The following is a 15,654-nucleotide window of genomic DNA, read 5'->3' as shown; positions in this document are numbered from 1 at the left end:
AATGCCCCCTAGCTCTTGGGCCTGTCGCCAATGGCAGCAGTAATCAGGGCTTCGGCGGCCAGCTTGCCGTCCACATAGGCGCGGGCTTCCATCTTGCACAGCTTGAGCTTCATGCGCAGATTGCTGCATTCAAGTTCAAGCCTGTCGCCGGGTACTACCTGCTTGCGAAATTTGACGCCGTCGAGGCCGGTGAACAAAAAGAGCTTGTCGTCAATGCTCTCCATGCCAGAAACAGCCAAAAGGCCGCCAGTCTGCGCCAGAGCTTCAAGAATGAGCACGCCGGGCATTATGGGCGCGCCGGGAAAGTGCCCCTGAAAGAATGGCTCGTTGAAAGTAACGTTTTTATAGGCCCGAATGTGCGAGCCAGGAACGCACTCCACCACCCGGTCTACCAGCAAAAAGGGATAGCGGTGGGGCAGCAGGCGCAAGATGCGCTGTATGTCCATGCTCATGTTCTGGGGGGTAGTATCCTGCATGGGGCCTCCTGAATATTGTGTGCTTTGCCGCTCAAAGCGGCATAAAAAAAGGCCTCTCGGCCCTTCCGGGTTGAGAGGCCTGATAATTTACCGGCAGAGGGCTTTATTTCTTGCCGCCCTTGTCGTTGGCTTTTTCTTTGTAGATCTTGTTCACTTCGGACAGCACGTCCTGGGTCAGATCCATGGACTGGTCGGCGTACAGCACGCCACCGGCGGTCACGTCCACCACAAAGTTAAAGCCCTTGGCGCGGGCAACTTCGTAGGTTGCGCTGAAGACGAGGGTAACCATGTCTTGGCGAAGCTTGACTTCTTCCTGCTCAACCTTGCGCAGAAAGTTGCGGGTCTTCTGATCCAGGTCCTGCTTGGAACGGATGAAGTCCAGCTTTTTTTCTTCGCTGGCCTTGGGGTTCTTGAGAGCTTCGGCCTTTTTCTTCAGGGCTTCGCCCTGCTTTTCAAGCTCGTTGCGTTCGTTGCCGAACTTGTTTTCCATTGTTGTTTTGGCGGCCTGCGCGGGTACGCTCTGTGTCGCCACGGTCTGCATGTCAACAACACCGATCTTGGCTGCGGGCACGGCGCCGCCGTCAGCAGCATAGACTTGTCCGGCAAGCAACAAGCCAACCGCAACAGCCGTCATCAAAACCTTGCGCATGAAAGTTCTCCTTCCCCAATGCTGATTTGTTATGTCGTCCTTGCGGAACTGGGATGACCCGCGCGCCGTAAGAGAAGATGCCTCTGCTGCCTGCAACTATGAACTACATTTTGCAAAACAGCCATAACTATCTGCGGTGTACGAATAAACAGTTATTTGCTATGATACAGCCCAAAAACACGTAGTTGAAATTACTTGCCTCACATAGCACCAGCGCCCTCTTGCGTCAAGGAATTCTGGACTGTCCGCCGCTTGAGAAGCCTGTCCTTGTAAGCAAGAATGCCTTCGGCCAGCCCTTCGGCCAGAGTCATGCGGTACTTGGGCAAAAGCAGTCGGGCTGCTTCATCCTTATTGGTGCAATAGCCGATTTCAACCAGTACGGCAGGCATTTGCGCGCCAAGTAAAACGAGGAAGGGCGCAGACTTGATGCCGTTGTCCTTTGTTTCAAACTGTCGCCGCTTAAAACGGAACTGCGCAAGGCGCTGAATGTCCTGTGCCAGATGGCGTGATTCGTCCACCCGTGCGTTGAGCATGACATCGGCCAGCATCTTTTGCATGTCGCCGAGTTTGTGTTCGCCGTCGGCGTTTTCAAGTGTTGCCAGCCGGGCTGCTTCGGGATTGCTGGCAATGTCGAGGTAATATGTTTCAAAGCCCTGCACAGAGGCGTCGTCGTTGGCATTGACGTGGATGGAAACAAAGAGGTCTGCCCCGGCGGCGTTGGCCATGGCCGTGCGATCGCGCAGGGAAACGGATTTGTCGGCTGTGCGGCTGTAGACCACATCGAGCCCGTTGGCCTCAAGCAAACGTCCAAGTGTCAGGGCCACATCCAGCGATATGGCGCGTTCAAGCACATTATTGTGGTTGGCTCCGGGGTCACGCCCGCCGTGACCGGCGTCGATAAAGACCGTACGCACGGTCAGGCCAAGCTGGCGGGCCATGTCGCGTACCAGGCGCGGTGAAGGGGCCTCGGCTGGCGAGGCATTGCCGGTAACCGCAGGCTGGGCCTGTACTTCTGGCTGCGCCTGTGTTTCGGGCTGGGCCTGGGCAAAACCACCCTTGCCGTTGCTGACAGGCGGCAGCAGTGTTGTGCCGCTGGCAACGCGCAGGATGATGCGGCAGGGGTTTGATTCGGTACGGGTGTCAAAGCGGCGGGCATCCTGAAAATTGAAGTTGAGCAGAGTTTCGCCGCTCTTGCCGTTGCTGACGCTCATGCCCTTGAACAGGCTGCCGCGTATGTTCACACCCTTGCGCACATCTTTTTCAACAGTGGCATTTTCCAGTGCCAGCTGAAGAGAAGCCTGACCGATCCTGTTTTTGGTATTGCCATCAGAGCCGTTAAGTTTGGCGGAGAAGCGCGCGGGCGCGCTCAGTTCGAGCACAATTTCCACACAGTTCTTGCTCAGCGAGCTCCACGAAAGAGCCTGTACCACGGGCTTTGCAGGTATCTGCGCTGCGTTGGCAGCCTTGTCGCCAGTGGCTGTGGCGGCTGCCGCCTGATTGGCTGCCGGAGCGGCTGGCGGGCCTGCAATTCGGCTGCGCATGGCCTGCGCCTCTGCTGTTTTGTCGCCACCAGAATAGAGCGCCATGATGGCATCAAGCAGTTCCAGTGCCTCGCCAGTCTGATTGAGGTGGTCGGCATCAATGGCGGCTGCCCGCAGCAGGGCATCGTCGGCCAGGGCGCTCTTGGGGAATTCCTGAGCCAGCTTGAGGTACAGGTCGCGCGCCTGCCGGTATTCGTCTGCAAGATGCGAACAGTCGGAGAGGGCCTCCTGGCTTGAGGCCGCGCGGAACAGCGCACCGGGCGAGATGGCCCAGTCTTTGCGGCTCATGTAAATGCGCAGAAATTCAGCCGTGAGTTCTTCCCAGGGTTGCCGCCAGCACGAGCGAACCTTGTCTGCCCGCAGGGCATCCATTTTTGTCTTTGCATCGCGGTAGCGTGGCAGCAGCTCTGCCTGTGGCAATGGCTGTTGCGCGCCTGCCCTGGCAATCTGGCCTGCGGCCGTGTCGGTGTTGGCTGTGGCCTGTGCCCCGGTTGCCGAGGGCGAAGATGACGCGGCAGCTCTTGCTGGCGTGGATTCGTCCTTGGGTTCCTTGCCGTCTGTGCTGGAAACCTGTCGTGCTTCTGGGGCAGTGCGGCCGTTGGCGGCAGCCTGAAGGGTTTTTTCAAGGGCAAGCGCTTCTGAAAGCATGTCCCCCTTGGGGTACTGGGTTTTGATGCGTTCAAGCAGAGCCAGAGCGCCCTTGTCGTCCTTGAGCCACGCAGCCCGAAGCTTTGCAGCCCTAAACAGGGCATCGTCGGCCAGTCGGCTGTCTGCATGGCGTTGAGCCACGGCTTCGTAACATTCTATGGCCTTTTTGGCATCACCCTTGGCAAACGAACGGCGCGCAAGCTCCTCGAGACTTTCAGCCGCGCGGAAGAGGGCAGCGGGCCGGTTGGGCCAGCCTGGGTCGGCATCATAGATGGCGCGGAATTCTGCCGCCAGGTTTTCCCAGGGTTCGCGCTGGCCAGAGCGTTTTTCATCCTGCCGCAGCGTGTCTATGCTGGCTTTGGCAAGATCATAGCGCTTGCCCGTAGGGGGCAGCGATGTGTAGCCGGAATCGTAAAAGCACACCACCATGAGGCACAGGGCAGCAAGAAAGGCCAGAGGCGGGGCCAATCTGCGCATATTGTTGCTGCCAACTTTTTCGGAAGCCTTGGGCTGGGGGGATTTTCCGGCCACGGTATTTCCTTTTGCCTACGGTGTCGATTTTTTGACATCAGCTCTGCTGACTGTGAATGTTAAGCATAATGCGTGCCATGCAGATGATTGGACTGGCAGACGCTTGCGTCCGTGATTTGTGGCCAGCAAACGTACAGCGCGCCGGATGCACAACAACTGTGCTTCCGGCGCGCCGAATATTAACCGCCAGGGCGGCTTGAGATCAGGGGCTAGAAGAACTGGCCCATGCTGAATTCTATGCGGCCGGATTCACGTTCCTTGTCATAGTCCTGCACCAGCGGAATACCGTAGGCGATGCGCAGATCACCCATGGGCGAACGCCAGCGCAGTTCAAGGCCGGTGGAGCACACAATGTACTTGTTGAGGTCGTTGCCCATGGTCTTGGCGTCGATGTTGTAACCGGCATCGAAGAAGGGAACCAGGGCAAGGCCAAGATCCTTCTGGAATGTCCAGATATATTCAACGTTGGCAACGCCCATGCGGTCACCGCCGATCTGGTCGCCACCGTACTTGTAGTCGCGGGGCGAAAGGTCAGAGAAGGAGTAACCACGGATCGTATCCATGCCGCCCACCCAGAAGCGCTCAAACACGGGCACCTTGGAATCGGTGTTCTGGAATACGCCGCCCAACCGACCACGCACGTGGAAGGTGTTTTGCGGGTTTAATGACCAGAATCCCTGCCAGTCGGCCACAGTCTTGATAAAGTTGTCTGTACCGCCAAGGCCGCCGCCGCCGTATTCAGCCCACAGACGGGAAATCGTACCCTTGGTGGGGCGTTCCTTGGAGTCTGTGGTGTCGCGCAGAATACGTCCCGAAATGGCGCTCGTCCAGTTAACGCCCTTGTAGTCGCGGATATAGGGCGATGCGTTGTCGTCCACATCGTAGAGGGTGTAGCGTTCAAGGCGATAACCGCCGCCCACGCTGGTGTATTCACCAATGGGGTACGAAAGGCGGATGGTGTCACCCACGGTATCCTTGGTGAAGTTGTCCCAGTAATCGTGGGTGTAGTACAGGTCGTTGCCGACGGAGAGTTCGGTATCGTACAGGCGGGGGTTGGTAAAGGACAGCACGCCCGATGTACGACGCCAGGAGAAGAAGCCCTGCAACTGCAACCAGTAGCCACGGCCAAAGAGGTTGCGTTCCATTATGGAGGCGGTGACGCCCACGGAATAGTACGACGAGTAGCCAATGCCGCCCATAATGGCGCCGGTATTGGCCTCTTTGACCTTAACCTTAAGGTCTACTTCGTCTTCCCTTTCGGTGGGAATCAGTTCCATATCGACGGCAGAGAAGAAACGCAGGCGGTTAAGGCGTTCGTTGGAGCGGCGCAGCTTGGCACCCTCGTACATGTCGCCGTCGCCCAGGCGCATTTCGCGCAGGATAACGTTGTCGCGGGTCTTGGTATTGCCCTCGACCGAGAGGCGGCGGATAAAGACCTTTTGCTTCTTGGTGATAACGTAGCCCACGTCCACCTGGTCGCTGCCGTCATCGGCCTTCACGACCTTGGTATCCACTTCGGCAAAGGCATAGCCGTAATCGGAGTAGTAGTCGGTCAGACGCTTGGAGTCTTCCTGCATGACGGTAAGCGAAAAGTACTTTTCAGACTTCTTCCAGTCGTCCATCTGGACAACTTCAATCATCTTGTCTTCGCTGTCGATAACATCACCGGCAAAGACCACGTCACGCACGGTGTAGCGCGGGCCTTCATGCACGTTAAAGGTGATGTAGATACCGTCATCGCGGTAATCAACGGTGGGCGCGGCCACCTGAATGTCAACATAGCCTTCGTTGAGACCAAAGGCGGCAATGGCGTTGGTGTCGCGTTCAAGGTATTCGTCCTTGAGCACGCCCGTGCCTGTCAGCCACGAGAAAATGCCACGGGGCTTGAGAGCCATGTATTTGTCAAGGTCGCCACGGTTCAGCTTGGAAATGCCCTCGATCTTGACGTCCTTGATGTAGAGCTTGTTGCCTTCCTTGACGTTGAGCACCAGTACCGCACCGCGACCGCCCTGACGGTCTTCAAGCCGGTAGGTGACCTTGGCAAGGTAGAAACCTTCTTTGTGGTACAGTTCGCTGATCTTTTGCAGGTCGTCCGAAAGCACCTGTTCGTTCAGCACGCTGCCGCTCTTTGTGCCCATGGCTGCCAGCACGTCGTCCTTGCTGACCTTGTCCGAACCTTCAACAATGATGTTGTCGATGCGGGGCTTTTCCACCACGGTAAAGACAAGCACGTTGCCCTCAAGGGTGGCCTGCACGTCGCTGAAGTAGCCCATATCCCAGATACGCTTGACTTCTTCGTTGATGGCAGTGGCATCGGGGCTGTCACCCTTGCGGATGGTAAGACGCATGAGCACGGTATCAGGATCAAGCACCTTCATGCCGCGCACCTGCACATCGGCCAAACCGCCGTGTGCAGAGGTGGGGGCTCCCATGGGAACCAGCGTGGCTGGGCCGTCCGCTTTCTTGGGGGCGGTCTCAGCGGCGGTGGCGGGGTTGGCAACTTCTGCGGCGCGTTTGGCCAGTGCGGCGGTACATTCGCTCAGGGCAGTGAGCGAATTGCGCTCAAAGCCTGCGGGTACTGCGTCTCCGCTGAAGACAGGCACAATGCGCGTGTCCATGGAGAAGCCCTGACCGAGCTGGTTGAATTTGCCATAAATGACCATGCGGGCTCCAGCCTTGCGGCCAAGCTCGCGGGCGGTAGCCAGGTCGATGGATTCACCGCTGGTGCGCTGCAACAGGCGCGCAGTTTCCATGGGTACTGCGCGCATGCCGTTGTTCTTCAGCTGATCGGCGATCATCTGCGGCAGATCTTGTGAGGCGTTGGGCAGTTCTGGCCCGGCGTTCACCTGAAAGGGCAAAACAAGCACAAGGGGGCCTTCCGCCGCCATGGCTCCACCCGAAAGCGCCAGGGTGGCGCAGGCCAGCAGGGCAAGGCTCAGAGCTTTGCACAGCACGTTATTCAAAATTCTTCTCATACAAGGTCCCCGCTTTCAGTTCCAGGGTTCTGCCCATACCTGCGGCCAGCTCTCGGTTGTGCGTAACCACTACGAGGGTCATGCCCAATTCTCGGTTGAGTTCGTTCATCAGTGCGCCCACCTGCGCTCCGGTAACTTCATCCAGGTTGCCGGTGGGCTCGTCAGCCAGCAGAACGCGCGGTCGCATAAAAACCGCGCGTGCAATGGCCACCCGTTGGCGTTCTCCGCCCGATAGAGTGGCAATTTTGCTGTCCATACGCGCCGAAAGGCCCACGCGATCAAGCATTTCTCGCGCACGGGGCATTACAGAGCGTTGGCTCGCACCGCCGATTATAGCCGGCATGGCCACGTTTTCCAGAGCAGAAAATTCTGGCAGCAGATGATGAAATTGAAAAACGAAGCCCAGAGTCTTGTTGCGGAAGGCCGCCTTCTGGTCTGCGCTCATGAGCGCCATGTTGCGCCCTTCAAAACATATCTCGCCCGAACTTGGAGTATCAAGAGCACCCATAAGATGCAAGAGGGTACTCTTGCCGGAACCGGACTGTCCGACTATGGCGAGCATCTCGCCTTCTTCCACAACCATGCTGATATTTTTGATAATCTCGATATCTTCACTGGCTGTGGCAAATTTTTTGCCCACATTTGAAAAAGTGTAGAGTGCTGACATGGCTATTCGTAGCGCAGGGCTTCTGCCGGTTGCAGGCGAGATGCCTGACGTGCCGGGTAAAGGGTGGCCAGAAAGCACAGCAGCATGGCGCTAGCCCCGATGATAAGCACATCGGAAAGGCTGATGATAATGGGCAGATGATCCAGCGTGTAGACGTTTTCGGGCAGTTTGATGAACTGGTAGCGCTTGAGCAGCCAGCCGAGCGAAAGCCCCAGTGCGTAGCCAAGCAGCGTGCCGATTACGCCGATGATAGTTCCCTGAAACATGAATATGCGCCGTATCATGCCACTGGTGGCACCCATGGACATTATAATGGCAATGTCGCGTGTTTTTTCCATAACCAGCATGACCAGTGTTGTGACAATAGAAAACGAACCTATCAGCACCACCATGGCCAGCAAAATGAACATGCCTATCTTTTCGAGCTTGAGCGCAGCAAAAAGGTTGGCGTTCATTTCCATCCACGAGCGTACATAAAAGGGCGAGCCAAGCTCTGTAGAAACCAGGGCCGAAGTTTTGTCGGCCTTATAAACATCGTCTACCGTCAGCTCCACACCCGAGAGATAATTTTCTGGCAGGCCCAGCACATCGCGCGCTGCGCCAAGGGTTACAAAGCCCAGTGAAGAATCGTATTCGAACATGCCGGTCTTGAAAATGCCCACCACTTCAAAGGGGCGCACACGCGGCGCGTAGCCCGAAGTGGTTTTTTGCCCGGAGGGCGAAAGCAGATTTACCCGGCTGCCCATGCCAAGGCCCAGGCGCTTTGCCAGTTCCTCGCCGATGATGAGGCCAGGGGTTCCCTCGCGTTCAAGGTCTGCGGCAGAGCCAGCACGCATTTGGCGCAGCATGGAGAGCACCGCCGGGGCAGATTGCGGATCAATACCCCGCAGCACCACGCCCTTAACGCCGCCGCCCGCCGAGAGCATGACCTCGGTGTAGATAAAGGGTGTGGCCCCGGTCACCCCTTTGACAGAGCGCACGCGGTCTAGCAGATCGCTACGGCTCTCAAAGGCAGAGGGGATGTAGGACATGACAATGGCGTGGGCATTGGCCCCCAAAATTTTGTCGCGCATGTCGGTGGTGAGGCCGTTGTAGACGCCAAGCACCACTACCAGCGCGCCAACGCCAATAGCCACGCCCAGAATGGACATGATGGATATGATGTAAATGAATGTCTGCTTTCGCCTCGAAAAGAGGTAGCGCAGGGCAACAAATAGTTCGAATGACATTTGCCGCATATTGTCCCACCTTGCCCTGATATTCAAGAAATATTTTAGATATTGCGGCATTTGTCTAAGCCCGGCCCCCGGGCCGCCCTGCAAGGTGGCTGCGCGGCTGACAAAGCTGGTGAGCATGGGCCTGTGGGTACACCGTTGGCTGTTCGTGCCATGGGGGCGCGGGCGCCATGGCGCATTTGCAACGTCCCCCGGCAGCTACTCGGTCGCGAGAGTCTGCCGGGGGACGCATTTTGACAGGGGTCGGGCCAGGAAAGCCTCGGTGCGGCTGCCTCTCTATGTCTAGCCGCGCTTCATGGCCTCGATAAGTTCACTGAGCCGGCGCGCCTGCTGGGCAAGGTCGGCCACAGCCTTGGTGGCCTCGCCCATGGCCTGGGCCGTTTGTCCCGACATGGCATTTACCTGCACAATGGAGTGGTTGATTTCTTCACTGGCCGCAGACTGTTCCTCACTGGCGGTGGCAATGGCGCTTACCTGGTCGGCGGTGGCCTCCACATTGCTCACAATATCCCGCAGGGCTGCACCAGACTGGCTTGCGAACTCAGTTGCCGTGTTAACCTCAACCAGGGCATTATCCATGGCGGCAACGCTCTGCGCGGCGCTTTGCTGTATGGCCCCAATGGCGTTGCCCACATCATTGGTGGAGGCCATGGTCTTTTCTGCCAGCTTGCGCACTTCGTCTGCCACCACGGCAAAGCCACGCCCTGCATCGCCCGCCCGGGCGGCCTCGATGGCGGCATTGAGGGCCAGCAGATTGGTCTGGTCGGCAATGTCCGAGATGACGTTCATGATCTGGGTGATGGCCTGCGCGTGCTGGTTCAGCTTGGTCATGTCTTCCTTGAGAGCCAGCGAAACGGTTTGCACCTGCCCGATGCTTCTGAGAGCGCTTTCAACAATGCCTGCGCCACTTTCCGCATTGGCGCGTGTCTCTGCTGAAACAGCGGATGCCGACGATGCATTGCGGGCCACTTCCTGCACGGTGGCGTTCATTTCATTCATGGCCGTGGCTGCCTCAGAAAGGCGCTGGGCCGATTGGGCCGCAATCTGGTCCGACTGGGAAATCTGAGACGCCAGCTGGCTGGAGGCAGTTGAAATGATGGCTACCACTTCTTCCAGCTGACCAGCCGCCGCCAGCATGCCCTCGCGCTTGGCGGTTTCGGCCTTGTGGGCTGCCTCCTCTGCGCGGGCGGTGGCAAGCTTGGCCTCTTCTGTGGCCTGCTGGGCATCTCTGGCTTTTTGCTCGCTCTCCTGCAGCAGATTCTTGATATTGCTGATCATATTCTCCATGCCAGTGGCAAGGATGCTGAATTCATCGTGGCGCTTGGTGGCCGCGATCAGCAGAGCCTTTTCGTTGGCATTTGCCTCAAGGCGGCCTTCTGCCACGGCCTCTGCCATGCCAGAGATGCCCTTGAGCAGCCGCGCAATGGCACGCGCGGCAAGAATGATGATCAGGCCCACCACAAGGGCGCTTGCCAGGGTGAGCAACATGGAGTTGCGCAGCATTGCACGTGTGTCCGCGTCTACTTCTTCCCGGTCAACCTCAAGGCAAAGAACCCAGCCTTCATCGGGCATGGCCCTGTAAAAGACGGTTTTGTTGCGGCCGTCGTCGCCGACAAAGCGAATCATTCCTTCAGGCTTGCTGAGAACTTCGGCCATGTGTGGCTTTTTGCTGTCGTCGCGCCCAAAGGCCTTGGGGTCGCGGTGCAGCATGACAATACCCTTGGTGTCGTATGCGTAGATGCCGCCCCTTGAGCCAAAATCTATCTGACTTGTGGTTGTCTTGGCCATTTCCTCGTTATCTACGCCCGACCACACGATGCCCTCAGGTTTGCCGTCAACCATGATGGGCAGGCCCATGATAGTAGCAATCTTGCCCGTGGTTTTGCTGACAACGCCAACGATGGTTTTTTGGCCCTTCATGCCGCGCTGGTAATACACGCGGTCGGTAAAACTTACGCCAACAGATTTGCTGGGGTGTTTTTCGCCCGAAAGATGGTGGGCAATGGCTATTCAGTCTGCGTTCGCCACACCGCAAAATTCAAATTGGGAATTGAGGGTCACAAAGCTGTTTAATGCGGCATCGGCATCGGCGTACAGTGTACGCGTCATGACCTCAGGCATTTTGGTGTTGACCGCATCCAGGTAGAGTCGAACCCGGTTGTCGGCGGCTACCATGGAGAGAGATTCTTCCATAACTTGCAGCATGGCGTGCAGGCCGATGGACTGGCAACGTAACAGGGCCCTTGCGTCGTTAATGATCTGCTCGCGCAACGTGTCTTCGGACATCTTGTAACCCACGCCAGCCACAAGCAGCAGGCCTGCAATTGCCGGAGTCAGAATAGACAGCAGCATTTTGCTCAGCAGCCCCATTTTCATAACAGCCTCCTTGCCGTACCAATGTGCAAACAAAAACAGAGTACAAGCGTATGGAAAATTTTATCTGTTTTTACTGATTCTTGCTACGTTATCGGCAATCGTGGATAATAGTATATACCTGTTGCCGGTGTTTTTAATAATTGTAGATATTTTTATTGGATATCGCAAAGCAATTCTTGCTGAACGAAGCTTTCAAGCAGCAGAAAAAGTACTGCTGATCAAGCAGCAAGGCTATTTGTAGGGGGGGGAAATATTTAACAGTGAATTAGTATCTTACCCAAACTTACGCATTCTTTTCGATAAGTGCAGCATGATACCCCGCAAATTGTTTTCTGTAAATATGCAATGAAATTGTTTTCGCGGCAGAAGCAGCGCAGCAATAACAGGGTATAATCATCGCCTTTGCGTCAATACATGTGTACTTTCAGTCGCATTTGTGTGCCCAGGCATTTTTGCAAAAAAAGAAGCGCCGCCCAGAGGCAGCGCTTTGTGTGCAAATTGTTGCATTGCAAACAGCCAGTAAGGCTTTGTTGCAGATATGATCTACATTTCGGGCCGCAGCAAGGGGAAGAGTATTACCTCGCGTATGGAGGCGCAGTCGGTAAGCAGCATCACCAGGCGGTCAATGCCCACGCCCTGCCCCGCAGCGGGGGGCATGCCGTATTCGAGGGCGCGCAGATAGTCCTGATCCATGCTGTGGGCCTCGTCATCACCAGCCTCGCGTTCGCGTACCTGGTCTTCAAAGCGCAGGCGCTGGTCAACAGGGTCGTTGAGTTCTGAAAAGGCGTTGGATATTTCGCGCCCGGTGATAAACAGCTCAAAGCGGTCGGTCAGTTCCGGGTGTTCGTCGTTACGGCGCGAGAGCGGCGAAATTTCCGTGGGATAGTGGTAGATGAAGTGGGGCTGAATAAGCTTGCCTTCCACATCCAGATCAAACAGCTTGGCGTGCAGCTTTTGCAGGCTCTCGCTGTCGGCGGCCTTTTCACCGCGCGAGCGGATATAGGCCTTGACCTTGCCGTAGTCGTTATAAAATTCTGGCGAATGTCCGCCGATCTGCGTGAGCGAATCGTAAAAGCTGAGGCGCGTCCACTTGCCGGGCGTGAGATCAATCATTTCACCCTGATAGGGCACAACTGTTGTGCCGCAGGCGGTCTTGGCCAAATGGGCAAACAGCTGTTCCGTCAGGTCCATGAGGTCTTGAAACGTGGCGTAGGCCCAGTAAAATTCACACATGGTGAATTCCGGGTTATGGCGCGTGTCGATGCCCTCGTTGCGGAAGTTGCGGTTGAGCTCAAAAACCTTTTCAAAGCCGCCCACCAACAGGCGCTTGAGGTACAGCTCTGGCGCAATGCGCAAAAACAGGGGCAGATCAAGGGCGTTGTGGTGCGTTTTGAAGGGCTTGGCCGCTGCGCCGCCCGCGAGGGGCTGCATCATGGGAGTTTCTACTTCCATGAAGCCATGGTCTTCCATAAAACGGCGAAACTCGCGCACAATGAGGCTGCGTTTAAAGAAAATTTCGCGCGCGCGGGGTGTGACGATAAGGTCAACATAGCGCTGGCGGTAGCGCGTTTCCATGTCGGTAAGCCCGTGGTATTTTTCGGGCAGGGGGCGCATTGAGCGCGTGATGAGCTTGATTTTGCAGCAGGCAATGGTCAGTTCGCCCGTCTTGGTGCGGAACAGGTGGCCGGAAACGCCCACGATATCGCCGATATCAAGCTTTTTTACCACCATGTAGCCCGCTTCGTCCATGTGCTCGCGTGAGGCGTAGCACTGGATGCGGCCACTCTGGTCCATGATGTGGAAAAAGGCCACCTTGCCGAAAGAACGCAAGGAAACTATACGGCCCGCGATGGCAAAAACGTCTTCCTGGCTGTCCAGGGCTTCGCCTTCAAGAGCGCCAAACTTGTTCAGCACCCAGGCAACGTCGTGCTCTTTGCGGAAGTCGTTGGGAAAAAGCGGAACGCCCGCGTCCAACAGGTCGCACGATTTGACAACGCGGTTTTTGACAACTTCGTTGAGGCCTTCGCGCGCGGCGAAACTTTCCAGCATGGGCATAAAATAACCCGCATGCTGTGACTTTGTACCCAACTTGACGGCAGGCTTGCTGTTTTTCTTTTCCCTATTATCCACTTAACGACTCCTGAATGGCCCATACCTGAAAGGAGCGTTACGGTATGCCATTCGCGCATAGGCGTCAAGATTGCTTCGCACGCTACAGGCAGGGGGCCTTGCGGTAGATGGAGCGCTCACCGGCGCGGCATGGTGAGGCCGCACGGTGTCACTGTTGCTGCAATTTGGCCGCTGGGGCGCAATATCCGCGCAAATTCTGCCCCTGATCCCCCTTGAAGTTTTACCCTGTTTGCGTGTATAAAAACCTTTTACACGAAACAACCGCCGCCGGTATTCTGCTGGTGGCTTTTTCAAGGACAGTGTCATGCAAAAATTTACAGCCTCCTTCCTGGGGCGCGACTGCCCCGGCGTGGTGGCCTCTGTAAGCCGAATTCTTGAGGAATCTGGCTGCAACATCGAGGAAGTGACCCAGACAATCCTTTCTGGCGAATTCGCGGCCATATTTGTTGTTGCCGCACCTGAAACCGACGCTGAAAATCTGCGTGCCAAGCTGAGCGCAGGTCTTGAAGCCTCAAAGGTTGACCTCTCCGTTCTCGTGCGGCCTGCCATCAAGGGGCAGTGGGGAACAGACCTGCACTGCGAACCCTTTGTGGTTACAGCAGACGGCCCGGACAAGCCAGGCCTTATTGCAGCCATGAGCCGCGTGTTTGCGCGCCACGGTGTCAATATCGAGAGCCTCAAGGCTATTTTGGGCGAGGGCGGCACCAACCGCGCGCTGTTTGTTTTTGAGGTGATGGTTCCCAACAGCGTTGACATGGGCCGCCTGCGCCGCGAGCTTGATTGCGAAGGCCAAAAGCGCGATCTGCGCGTGAGCGCCCAGCACCGCGATATTTTTGAGGCCGTACACCGGGTAAGTTCCTTCTAGAACCAGGGCCGTACACACAAACGCCGGGAAACCCCCGCCTTCCGGGCGGTGCAGCCTCATGGCTGCTCATTGCCCGAAAATACAGGAAGACCTCCATGCTTTCAGAACGCGAAGTTATCAGCACGTTGAACATGCTCCGCAACGAGCATCTTGATGTGCGCACAGTCACCCTTGGCGTGAGCCTGTTTGACTGCGTAAGCCACGACCTTGAGCTTTTTACCGCCAACGTAAAGGCCAAACTGAACCGCTATGCCTCGCAGCTTGTACGGGTGTGCAACGAAGTGGGTGACAAGTACGGCATCCCGGTGGTGAACAAGCGCATCAGCGTTAGCCCCATTGCCGTGGTGGCCGCTCCCTTTGGCCCCGATGGCATGGTGCGCGTGTGCAAGGCCCTTGACGAAGCCGCCAAGGAAGCTGGCGTTGATTTTCTGGGCGGTTTTTCTGCCCTGGTTGAAAAAGGCTTTGCCAGCGGCGACCGCGCCCTTATTGAAGCCTTGCCCCAGGCTCTGGCCGAAACCGACCGTATCTGCTCATCCATCAACGTGGCCTCGTCGCGCAGCGGCATCAACATGGATGCCGTGGCCCTCATGGGGCAGCAGATTCTCAAGGTGGCCGATGCCACAGCTGATCGCGGCGGCCTTGGCTGCGCCAAACTGGTGGTTTTTGCCAACATTCCGCAGGACGTTCCCTTCATGGCTGGTGCCTACCTTGGCGTTGGCGAGCCCGATGTGGTCATCAACGTGGGCGTTTCCGGCCCCGGTGTGGTCAAGAAGGCCCTGGACCGTGCCCGTGAGGCCGGTCACAACGGCAAGGGCGGCCCGCTCACCCTGCTGGACATGGCCGAAGTGATCAAGCGCACCGCCTACAAGGTTACCCGCGTGGGCGAAATGATCGGTACGGAAGTTGCCACCCGTCTGGGCCTGCCCTTTGGCGTGGCCGACCTTTCGCTGGCTCCCACCCCTGCGGTTGGCGACTCTGTGGGCGAAATTTTCCAGAGCATGGGCCTTTCCAGCATCGGCGCACCCGGCACAACCGCCGTTTTGGCCATGCTGAACGATGCGGTCAAAAAGGGTGGAGCCTTTGCTTCTTCTTCTGTGGGCGGGCTTTCGGGCGCATTTATTCCTGTTTCGGAAGATTCCAGCATCGAGGCTGCCGCCACCTCTGGCCTGCTGAGCCTTGAAAAGCTCGAAGCCATGACCAGCGTGTGTTCCGTGGGTCTTGACATGATTGCCATCCCCGGTGACACGCCTGCCTCGACCATTTCGGGCATCATTGCCGACGAAATGGCCATTGGCGTCATCAACACCAAGACCACGGCCGTGCGTCTTATTCCCGTGCCCGGCAAGGGCGTGGGCGAAGAAGTTTCGTTTGGCGGCCTGTTGGGCAAGGCGGCCATCATGGCCGTGCCCAAGGGGGACGCTTCCGACTTCATCGGCCTTGGCGGGCGCATTCCTGCCCCCATCCACAGCCTCAAAAACTAAGCCTGATTTCAGCATGTTGCGGCGCGAAATCCACAGGGTTTCGCGCCGTTTTTTTGTGTCTGCCATGCCGCCTATGCGGC

At 57.0% G+C, this 15,654-nt stretch carries 11 protein-coding genes; 2 read left to right on the top strand and 9 right to left on the bottom strand.

Annotated features, from left to right (window positions below; translation table 11 throughout):
- Positions 1-8 precede the first annotated feature (8 nt).
- From fabZ to lysS, 9 genes are all read right to left on the bottom strand, one after another.
- Positions 9-476: a 3-hydroxyacyl-ACP dehydratase FabZ gene (gene fabZ, locus ACE3NW_RS03360; protein WP_374280345.1), complete on the bottom strand. Its 468-nt coding sequence runs from the start codon at positions 474-476 to the stop codon at positions 9-11.
- Positions 477-579: 103 nt separating this feature from the next.
- Complete coding sequence (locus ACE3NW_RS03355) at positions 580-1,125, bottom strand: OmpH family outer membrane protein (protein WP_374280344.1); 546 nt, start codon at positions 1,123-1,125, stop codon at positions 580-582.
- Between the two features lie 200 nt (positions 1,126-1,325).
- A complete protein-coding gene (locus tag ACE3NW_RS03350) occupies positions 1,326-3,845 on the bottom strand; it encodes an N-acetylmuramoyl-L-alanine amidase (RefSeq protein WP_374280343.1) in 2,520 nt (839 codons plus the stop codon).
- 209 nt (positions 3,846-4,054) lie between these two features.
- A complete protein-coding gene (bamA, locus tag ACE3NW_RS03345) occupies positions 4,055-6,820 on the bottom strand; it encodes an outer membrane protein assembly factor BamA (RefSeq protein WP_374280342.1) in 2,766 nt (921 codons plus the stop codon).
- Positions 6,801-7,487 carry an ABC transporter ATP-binding protein gene (locus ACE3NW_RS03340; RefSeq protein WP_374280340.1) on the bottom strand — a complete coding sequence of 229 codons (687 nt, stop codon included), beginning with the start codon at positions 7,485-7,487 and terminating at the stop codon, positions 6,801-6,803. The genes bamA and ACE3NW_RS03340 overlap by 20 nt, the downstream gene beginning before the upstream one ends.
- A gap of 2 nt (positions 7,488-7,489) precedes the next feature.
- Positions 7,490-8,716 carry a lipoprotein-releasing ABC transporter permease subunit gene (locus ACE3NW_RS03335; protein ID WP_374280339.1) on the bottom strand — a complete coding sequence of 409 codons (1,227 nt, stop codon included), beginning with the start codon at positions 8,714-8,716 and terminating at the stop codon, positions 7,490-7,492.
- A 288-nt stretch (positions 8,717-9,004) separates the two neighbouring features.
- A complete protein-coding gene (locus ACE3NW_RS03330; protein WP_374280477.1) occupies positions 9,005-10,726 on the bottom strand; it encodes a methyl-accepting chemotaxis protein in 1,722 nt (573 codons plus the stop codon).
- A 6-nt stretch (positions 10,727-10,732) separates the two neighbouring features.
- Entirely contained in the window at positions 10,733-11,098 is a 366-nt protein-coding gene (locus ACE3NW_RS03325) for a hypothetical protein (RefSeq protein WP_374280337.1), read from the bottom strand.
- A gap of 543 nt (positions 11,099-11,641) precedes the next feature.
- Positions 11,642-13,147: a lysine--tRNA ligase gene (lysS, locus tag ACE3NW_RS03320; protein WP_374280475.1), complete on the bottom strand. Its 1,506-nt coding sequence runs from the start codon at positions 13,145-13,147 to the stop codon at positions 11,642-11,644.
- Between the two features lie 385 nt (positions 13,148-13,532).
- On the opposite strand from lysS, the gene ACE3NW_RS03315 reads away from it, so the two are divergent.
- Together ACE3NW_RS03315 and ACE3NW_RS03310 are read left to right on the top strand one after the other, a co-directional pair.
- On the top strand, positions 13,533-14,093 hold the full coding sequence (locus tag ACE3NW_RS03315; RefSeq protein ID WP_374280335.1) for a glycine cleavage system protein R: 561 nt from the start codon (positions 13,533-13,535) through the stop codon (positions 14,091-14,093).
- A 95-nt stretch (positions 14,094-14,188) separates the two neighbouring features.
- Positions 14,189-15,574, top strand: a complete 1,386-nt coding sequence (locus tag ACE3NW_RS03310) for a PFL family protein (protein WP_374280333.1) — start codon at positions 14,189-14,191, stop codon at positions 15,572-15,574.
- Positions 15,575-15,654: the final 80 nt, after the last annotated feature.

The sequence above is a fragment of the Desulfovibrio sp. genome (assembly GCF_041907885.1).
Lineage (GTDB): Bacteria > Desulfobacterota > Desulfovibrionia > Desulfovibrionales > Desulfovibrionaceae > Desulfovibrio.
Note: the sequence above shows the minus strand (reverse complement) of the source record. Positions and strands in the feature narration are given on the sequence as shown.

Coding starts and splice junctions, on each gene's coding strand:
- fabZ (WP_374280345.1), bottom strand. CDS start 476: ATGCAGGATACTACCCCCCAGAACATGAGCATGGACATACAGCGCATC.
- ACE3NW_RS03355 (WP_374280344.1), bottom strand. CDS start 1,125: ATGCGCAAGGTTTTGATGACGGCTGTTGCGGTTGGCTTGTTGCTTGCC.
- bamA (WP_374280342.1), bottom strand. CDS start 6,820: ATGAGAAGAATTTTGAATAACGTGCTGTGCAAAGCTCTGAGCCTTGCC.
- ACE3NW_RS03340 (WP_374280340.1), bottom strand. CDS start 7,487: ATGTCAGCACTCTACACTTTTTCAAATGTGGGCAAAAAATTTGCCACA.
- ACE3NW_RS03335 (WP_374280339.1), bottom strand. CDS start 8,716: ATGTCATTCGAACTATTTGTTGCCCTGCGCTACCTCTTTTCGAGGCGA.
- ACE3NW_RS03325 (WP_374280337.1), bottom strand. CDS start 11,098: ATGAAAATGGGGCTGCTGAGCAAAATGCTGCTGTCTATTCTGACTCCG.
- lysS (WP_374280475.1), bottom strand. CDS start 13,147: ATGCTGGAAAGTTTCGCCGCGCGCGAAGGCCTCAACGAAGTTGTCAAA.
- ACE3NW_RS03315 (WP_374280335.1), top strand. CDS start 13,533: ATGCAAAAATTTACAGCCTCCTTCCTGGGGCGCGACTGCCCCGGCGTG.
- ACE3NW_RS03310 (WP_374280333.1), top strand. CDS start 14,189: ATGCTTTCAGAACGCGAAGTTATCAGCACGTTGAACATGCTCCGCAAC.